Source organism: Spirulina sp. 06S082 (genome assembly GCF_034932145.1).
Classification (GTDB): domain Bacteria; phylum Cyanobacteriota; class Cyanobacteriia; order Cyanobacteriales; family Spirulinaceae; genus CCY15215.
Genome location: NZ_JAYGHV010000200.1, coordinates 1 through 6915 on the forward strand (window position 1 = coordinate 1; position 6915 = coordinate 6915).

Sequence of the window (6915 nt, forward strand, 5' to 3'; positions counted from 1 at the left end):
GTGCCTGGTTCGGGATTATTTCAAAAAATACAGGTTAAGGGATTATTTGAACTCGGCGCAAATACAAGCATTGATGCCAGCTTGATCGTAAGCCAATCGACATTTTCGCAACTGTTTAATCGCAATTTGAATGATATAGATTTGGGGATTATAAAAATTAAAGAAGGTACTGATATTAAGGAAACAATTACCAAACTAAAAAATTATTTACCCTCAGATATTAAAGTTTATTCTAAACCCGATTTTATTGCTTATGTAAAAGAGTTTTACGAACACGGAACCGCAATGGGAATTATCTTTCGCTTTGCTTTAATTGGCTCAATTGTCGTGGGTATCGTGATTTTATACCAAATTCTTTATCAAAAAGTTTCTAAACATCTGCCAGAATATGCTACGCTAAAAGCAATTGGTTATAGTCATCAATCTTTGGTCATTATTGTTTTAGAGGAGGCATTTTTACTGGCATTTCTAGGATATATTCCAGGCTTAATTTTGTCTGTATTGGTCTATGATTTTCTCGCCAAATCAACCAGTATGTCCATTTTTATGCAGTTTAATACGGTTCTCAGCGTTCTCTTGTTAACCTGTGGTATCTGTCTCATTTCTGCAAGTTTAGCCGTACAAAAACTGAAAGAAGTCGATCCTGTTGAGATTTTTAGTTGAATTTTATGTTAGAAACAAACATTTTCAAAACCAATATTGTTGAGATCGATCGCCTCAATCATTATTATCGAGAAGGCGGACAAAGAAAGCAAGTTTTATCTGATGTAAACTTGGCGATTCAGTCTGGAGAAACCCTACTTTTAACAGGAGAGTCTGGTTCTGGTAAAACAACTTTACTCTCCTTAATTGGCTGTTTGCGTTCTCTCCAAGAAGGTAGCCTAAAAATCTTCGATCGCGAATTATTTGGCATTCAAGAAACCAAACTATTTAAACTTCGCCGTCATATCGGTTTTATCTTTCAACATTTTAATTTGTTGGATTTTATGAACATCGAGCAAAATGTGCAAATCTCTCTGGAATTACAAGCTGATTTTTCACCAGGAAAAGCCAGGAGAATGAGTCGAGAAGTTTTAGAAAAAGTTGGACTAGGGAATAAATTTCACGCTTATCCGAGGCAATTATCAGGAGGTCAAAAACAGAGGGTTGCGATCGCCAGAGCCTTAGTGCATTCCCCGCAATTAATCTTAGCAGATGAACCCACGGCTGCTTTAGATAGTAAAACAGGTTTAGAAGCGATCGAACTGATTCAAAATCTCGCCAGAGAACAAGGAAGTGCTGTGTTAATTGTTACTCACGACCAACGTATTTTTCATGTTGCCGATCGCATCATTCAATTAGAAGACGGTCGTTTAAAAAGAGGTTATAGTGAAGAAGCAGCCCTCGGATTATCGGAATTAACCGAACGAGAATTACATCGGTTGGCGACCAATTTTAATTTTAAAGTTCGCACTTATCAGCCAGGAGAAATTATTGTTCGTGAAGGCGATCGCTCCCCAGAATTTTATATTCTTATTCAAGGTACTGTAGAAGTGTTCCAACAATTACACAATGCTCATAAAGTCGTTCTCAATCGACTCGAAAGAGGGGATTATTTTGGGGAAATTGCGATGCTAATGGGACAGCGATCGCCAGCTACGGTGCAAGTTGTTTCTAATACTCCTGTCAAAATTCTGGTGATTAACCGGAAAGTCTTTCTCGATACGGTTTCCGATTCGGGATTGACAAAAGCTGTGTTATTACAACAAATGTTAAAGCGCTTGAAAATATCGGCGAGTTTAAATTAATTTTGCCTTAATTGTTCTCTGTAGCGATCGCAAAAAGGCAAAAAAGGTTAAAATCTTGAGAATACCATCATCGTAGACCAAACTAAGGACAAGGAGAGAATCAAACATGACTGGATTACAAAACATAGCTCTAGGTGCGGGGTGTTTTGCGATCGCGTTTATTGTCAGCAGTTTTATCGAATACTGGCTGCACCGATTGATGCACTATTCTCAATCTATTGGTAAGCGCCATCGGGATCATCACAAGCGCAATGAAGGACAAGGGGTAATAGGGGAATTTAGGGATTATGTTAAGGGGGGATTTCTGGTTATGTGTTTGCCCTTTTTCATTTCTTTTTCTGTTGGGCTAGGTTGGCTTTTGGGTGCCGTAGTTTATGCTGCTTTTTCTGCTTATGCCCATCAACTACAACACGAAAATCCCACAAAATGTTTCTGGATGAAAATGCCGGTTCATTATGTTCACCATAAGTACAATCAATGGAATCATAATTTTGGTTTGGCGGTAGATTGGTGGGATTATGTTTTTGGCACTTATAAGGCTACAGAATGGCTAACGGATGAAGAATTAAACCAACAACCCAAGAACTATTTACAACTCCGTTGGTGGTAAGAGATGCGCGGAGAATAACATATTTCCCCTGCGTCTTGTAACGACGCGGGGTCTAATTTCTAGTCTAGTGGTCTGTCATACTCAAAATGACGAGTATAGCTCGATCCGCCAGGGATTGAAATGAGTGCATCTCAGTTTTGTAAAAATAGCGAGCAAGATGCTCGCACTGCCTGTATAATAGGGTCAAGTGTATCCACTCTTTTTTTGAGGCCATGGTACAACAACTCCAATCTCTCTCCATTGAAGACGAACTTCTTTATCCTGACAGCGACGGTAAACCTTTGGCTGATAATACGATCCAATTACGTTTAATTTTCACGATCAAAGGGGGTCTTGATGCTCTCTTTAAGGACAGAACTGATGTTTTTATTGCTGCGGATCTCTTCTGGTATCCGGTACGATTGACAAAACAGCAGATTTTAGAACAAGAAGAACCCCAAAGACAAGCACCAGATGTGATGGTGGTATTGGGGCGACCCAAAGGAGATAGGGGGTCTTATATGCAGTGGAAAGAGGATAATATTGCTCCGCAAGTGGCGTTTGAAATCCTTTCTCCTGGTAATAAGAAGAAGGATATGGATGTTAAGTTTAAGTTTTATCAACAGCATGGCATCCAAGAATATTACTTGTACAATCCGAAAAAGAATCGGCTACAGGGATGGCTGAGAAAAGGGAAAAAGTTAGAAGAAATTTCTAAAATGGAGGGGTGGAAAAGTCCACTTTTGGGGATAAAATTTAGCACGATTGAGGAGGATTTGGTATTATTTCATCCTAATGGGGAGCGTTTTGTGGATTTTGTTGAGGTGGTCGAACAACGCGATCGCCAACAACAAAGGGCTATTCTCGCTGAAGATGAACGCGATCGCCAACGACAAAGAGCTAATATTGAAAAGCAAAGAGCAGAAAGAGCTGAATCTGACTTACAAAAAATGAGGGATCGTCTTTTACAATTAGGAATCGATCCTGATTCTCTTCCTTAATTTCTAGAAGTGCGATCGCATCATTAAATAAGTTCAATCAGAAGAGAATAGAACCCGATCGCCGGAATTATTGCGAAGAAGGAGAGAGAATACTTTGACGAATAATATCGCCATCTTTAAGGGGTTTAGCGCTATTAATAACAAAGAGATCGCCGTCAGAAATACCAGAGAGAATTTCTACTTTTCCATCTACGCGATCGCCAAGAAAAACCTCTCGCGTTACCACCCGATCTTCCCCTTGGAGGACAAATAAAACTCCTTTTTTATTATCTAATTTGTTTTCTTCTCTTTTTTGTAATGCTCTTTCAGGTATAATAATCCGAGGTTGTTGTTGAGGGGCAAAAGTAACTCGCGCGAGTAAACCACTACCAACGCGATCGCTAAAATTAGGAAATGTCACCTCAACAGGAATTTGGCGAGAAGTAGGGTCAGCAACGGGAGAAATGCGGGTTACTCTGCCAGGGAAATTGCGATCGCCAAAGGCATCTAATTGCACCTTAACCGGTTGTCCCACCCCAACCCCCGATAAGTCCAATTCCGAGAGAGGCACGATCGCCTTGATCTGACTAAAATCACCTAGTTTAAGAACTTCTTCCCCAGCAGTCACTAAGTTTCCCGGTTCGCTAATTCTTTCTAAAACTAGCCCATTGATGGGAGAATTTAAACGAGCGAAGGTTTGGCGCTGCTGTTCTCGTGCTAGGATCGCCCGTTGTGCGGCTAATTGTCCTAAACTGGCCTCAATTGCTCTTTCTTCGGTCTTAATGTTCTCTCGCGCTGCATTGACGGTTTGTTCGGCAACTTCTACCGCAGTTTGAAACAATTCTGCTTCTCGCTGAGAAACCGCGCCATCTTTGGCTAGAGTTGCATAGCGTTCTGCATCATTTTTAGCCTGTTCCCATTCTATTTTAGCTCGTTCGAGTGCCGTGCGAGCATTATTCACTTGAGTGAGACCTCGTTCGATCTCTGCATTAAAAGCGGCAAGTTGTGCCTCGGCTTCATTGACACTGGCGGCTAAAATACTATCATCCAATCTCGCCAAAACCTGCCCCTGACGAACGCGATCGCCAACATCAACCCCCAAAACTAACAATCTTCCCTCAACTTGGGAACGAAGGGAGACAATTTTTAGGGGTTGAGTCGTGCCAATATATTCAATAGGATTGGCTAAACCACCCGATCGCGCTATCTCTACATTTACCGCGATGGGTTGTCCGTCTTCTTCTTGTTGGGGTTGCGATCGCGCTGCATTTTCCTCCTTATTGCCACATCCTGTAACAGAAATGAGAAGAGGAAGAATTAATAAGGCGATCGCATGGCTGAGTTTTGGCATAATTGTCACTGGCAACTCTCATTTAATGTACTCGATCATCCTTTATAGTGCATGACTCCCACGAGAGATTGTAAATCAAAATCGCGATCGCGCCCACTCAAACAGACTCCAGAACTGACAACGGTTAGATCCAGTTTATCAATTGCGGAACTGTGTAACTCTCCGTTGGCGGTTCTCCATTCGACTTGCCAATATTCCCCGCGATCGCGAAAATGCTCTAATTGCCCTCCTCCTTGCTGCAAGGCTTCTCGCAGACGATTTTCGCCATTTTCGACACCTTGTTGAATTTGACGGCGATCGCGGGGTCTTTGACGGTGCGATCGCCGATTTTGTCTGGTTTCCTGCACTGCTTGACGGTGCTGAATTTGGCGCTGTCCCGCTTCACTGCGCTGCCACGCGATGTTATAAGTAGTTTGCATTTCCGGGGTCATGCCGGCGAAATGCAGGCTATCTGGGAGGGTTTCCTGGCGTAAGGCTTCTCGCAATTGTTCCCCAATTTGAGGATCGGCACGGCGATCGCCTTCATCAAACCAGCAGATTTTACCGTCAACGCGGGCGATAATACTTTCTAATTGTCCGCCATCATTGACAAGATGAACGGGGATGGGTTTAACTGTCCCAAAACGCTGTTTCATATTCGACTCATTCACAGGATAAGCCAGCCAAGTTTGCCCTCGTAAAGGATAAAGCAAGCGCAAACGAAAAGGTTTTAAAAGCTGTAAATATGTAGCAAGTTGAGGTAAATTTGGTGCATCGATCGCCTCTGCAACTTGGCGATCGATCGGCAGAAAAATGCCCCAGCCTTCAAAATCTCTCGGGCGAGTTTCAAAAGTATAAATGATATTGCCGATCGCCGTGCGAACTTTTCCTCCCCCAACACAAGGGGCAAGAAATTCGCGATCGCGCAATTGGTCTTCTGCGGCGGCCAGTTGGTTAATAAGTTTGTTAATATCAGTCATGGGCAGAAAAAGAGCAACGGCACTTTTCCTAATTGTAATCTAAAAAGAAAAAAGATGCTGCTCTTTTTCCCGATTGATAATTAATAATTAATAATTACTCATTGAAAATGGACTGGCAAGAAATTTCTGGAAATTGGCTAATTGTTCCCGATAATACGATGGGAATCGTTCATTTTTTGGGCGGTGCATTTATTGGCACTGCCCCCCATTTAACCTATCGTTGGTTATTGGAAAAATTGGCAGAAGCGGGTTTTCTGGTTATTACAACCCCTTGTTTAAATACTTTCGATCATATTGCGATCGCCAGAGATGTTCTCAACCGTTTTGAGACGATTCTCGATCGCCTCTACTATCGTAAAATTGTAACCAATCGTGCTTTACCGATCTACGGTGTGGGTCATAGTTTGGGCTGCAAACTGCATTTATTAATTGGCAGTTTATACGAAGTCGAACGAGGAGGAAATATTCTCATTTCTTACAATAATTTTCCCGTTAATCGTTCGATTCCTTTCGCAGAACAGTTACAGTTAACCCCTACATTCAATTTAAAATTTACTCCCTCTCCCGAAGAAACAAACGAGTTAATTGCCCAAGATTATCAAGTTAGGCGCAATTTTTTAATTAAGTTTAGAAAAGATACAATTGACCAAACCTACGATCTACATCCAGTTTTACAAGCACGCTTTCCCGATCTGGTTTCTTTACAAGTTTTACCTGGAAATCATATTACACCGATTAACCAAGAAATTAATTGGCAAATTGGCGAAACTTTTACCCCGATCGATGCGATCGCCCAATGGTTTAAACAGGAAACAACCAAAGATTTACAACGACTTAAACAGGAACTTATTCTCTGGTTAAATCCTTTTGATGAAGATCGCTTTTTTCTGTAAGTTGTTTTGGGTGCGCGATCGTAAGGTTAATTTAAACAGATTAAGATTAACCTTCCAAACCCAATTGCTGTTTTAATTTATCTGGTACATTAATCGCTGTTTCCAGTCCTTGAACCCCTTCCCAATTTGTTGTTTCATCCCAACGAATATCTCCCCATATTTCATTGCTGAGATTTGCACCAGTGAGGTCTGCACCAGTGAGATTTGCACCAGTGAGGTCTGCACCAGTCAGGTCTGCACCAGTCAGGTCTGCACCAGTCAGGTCTACGCCAGTGAGGTTTGTGCCAGTTATATCTGCGTAAGTGATATCTGCGTAAGTGAGGTTTGCGAGAGTGAGGTTTGCGAGAGTGAGGTCT

Annotated in this window: 8 protein-coding genes; 5 read left to right on the top strand and 3 right to left on the bottom strand. The window is 41.8% G+C overall.

Annotated features, from left to right (window positions below):
• The 4 genes from VB714_RS14065 to VB714_RS14080 all read left to right on the top strand — a co-directional run.
• Window positions 1-663, top strand: a 663-nt coding sequence (locus VB714_RS14065; protein WP_323225190.1) for an FtsX-like permease family protein, incomplete at its 5' end; no start/stop codon positions are given.
• A 5-nt stretch (window positions 664-668) separates the two neighbouring features.
• Window positions 669-1787: an ATP-binding cassette domain-containing protein gene (locus VB714_RS14070; protein ID WP_323225192.1), complete on the top strand. Its 1119-nt coding sequence runs from the start codon at window positions 669-671 to the stop codon at window positions 1785-1787.
• Between the two features lie 106 nt (window positions 1788-1893).
• Window positions 1894-2397 (top strand): sterol desaturase family protein, encoded by a 504-nt coding sequence (locus VB714_RS14075; RefSeq protein ID WP_323225194.1) that lies wholly within the window; start codon window positions 1894-1896, stop codon window positions 2395-2397.
• Window positions 2398-2609: 212 nt separating this feature from the next.
• Window positions 2610-3377, top strand: a complete 768-nt coding sequence (locus VB714_RS14080; protein ID WP_323225196.1) for a Uma2 family endonuclease — start codon at window positions 2610-2612, stop codon at window positions 3375-3377.
• Window positions 3378-3444: 67 nt separating this feature from the next.
• Here the strand turns inward: VB714_RS14080 and VB714_RS14085 are convergent, their stop codons facing one another.
• On the bottom strand, window positions 3445-4707 hold the full coding sequence (locus tag VB714_RS14085; RefSeq protein ID WP_323225204.1) for an efflux RND transporter periplasmic adaptor subunit: 1263 nt from the start codon (window positions 4705-4707) through the stop codon (window positions 3445-3447).
• Between the two features lie 35 nt (window positions 4708-4742).
• Window positions 4743-5666, bottom strand: a complete 924-nt coding sequence (locus VB714_RS14090; RefSeq protein ID WP_323225198.1) for a hypothetical protein — start codon at window positions 5664-5666, stop codon at window positions 4743-4745.
• Window positions 5667-5773: 107 nt separating this feature from the next.
• Between VB714_RS14090 and VB714_RS14095 the strand changes: the two genes are divergently transcribed.
• The gene (locus VB714_RS14095) at window positions 5774-6559 is read left to right on the top strand and encodes a DUF1350 family protein (protein WP_323225200.1); all 786 of its coding nucleotides are present in this window, start codon (window positions 5774-5776) and stop codon (window positions 6557-6559) included.
• A gap of 46 nt (window positions 6560-6605) precedes the next feature.
• Here the strand turns inward: VB714_RS14095 and VB714_RS14100 are convergent.
• On the bottom strand, window positions 6606-6915 hold a 310-nt coding region (locus VB714_RS14100), incomplete at its 5' end, for a pentapeptide repeat-containing protein (protein ID WP_323225202.1).

Coding starts and splice junctions, on each gene's coding strand:
- VB714_RS14070 (WP_323225192.1), top strand. CDS start 669: ATGTTAGAAACAAACATTTTCAAAACCAATATTGTTGAGATCGATCGC.
- VB714_RS14075 (WP_323225194.1), top strand. CDS start 1,894: ATGACTGGATTACAAAACATAGCTCTAGGTGCGGGGTGTTTTGCGATC.
- VB714_RS14080 (WP_323225196.1), top strand. CDS start 2,610: ATGGTACAACAACTCCAATCTCTCTCCATTGAAGACGAACTTCTTTAT.
- VB714_RS14085 (WP_323225204.1), bottom strand. CDS start 4,707: ATGCCAAAACTCAGCCATGCGATCGCCTTATTAATTCTTCCTCTTCTC.
- VB714_RS14090 (WP_323225198.1), bottom strand. CDS start 5,666: ATGACTGATATTAACAAACTTATTAACCAACTGGCCGCCGCAGAAGAC.
- VB714_RS14095 (WP_323225200.1), top strand. CDS start 5,774: ATGGACTGGCAAGAAATTTCTGGAAATTGGCTAATTGTTCCCGATAAT.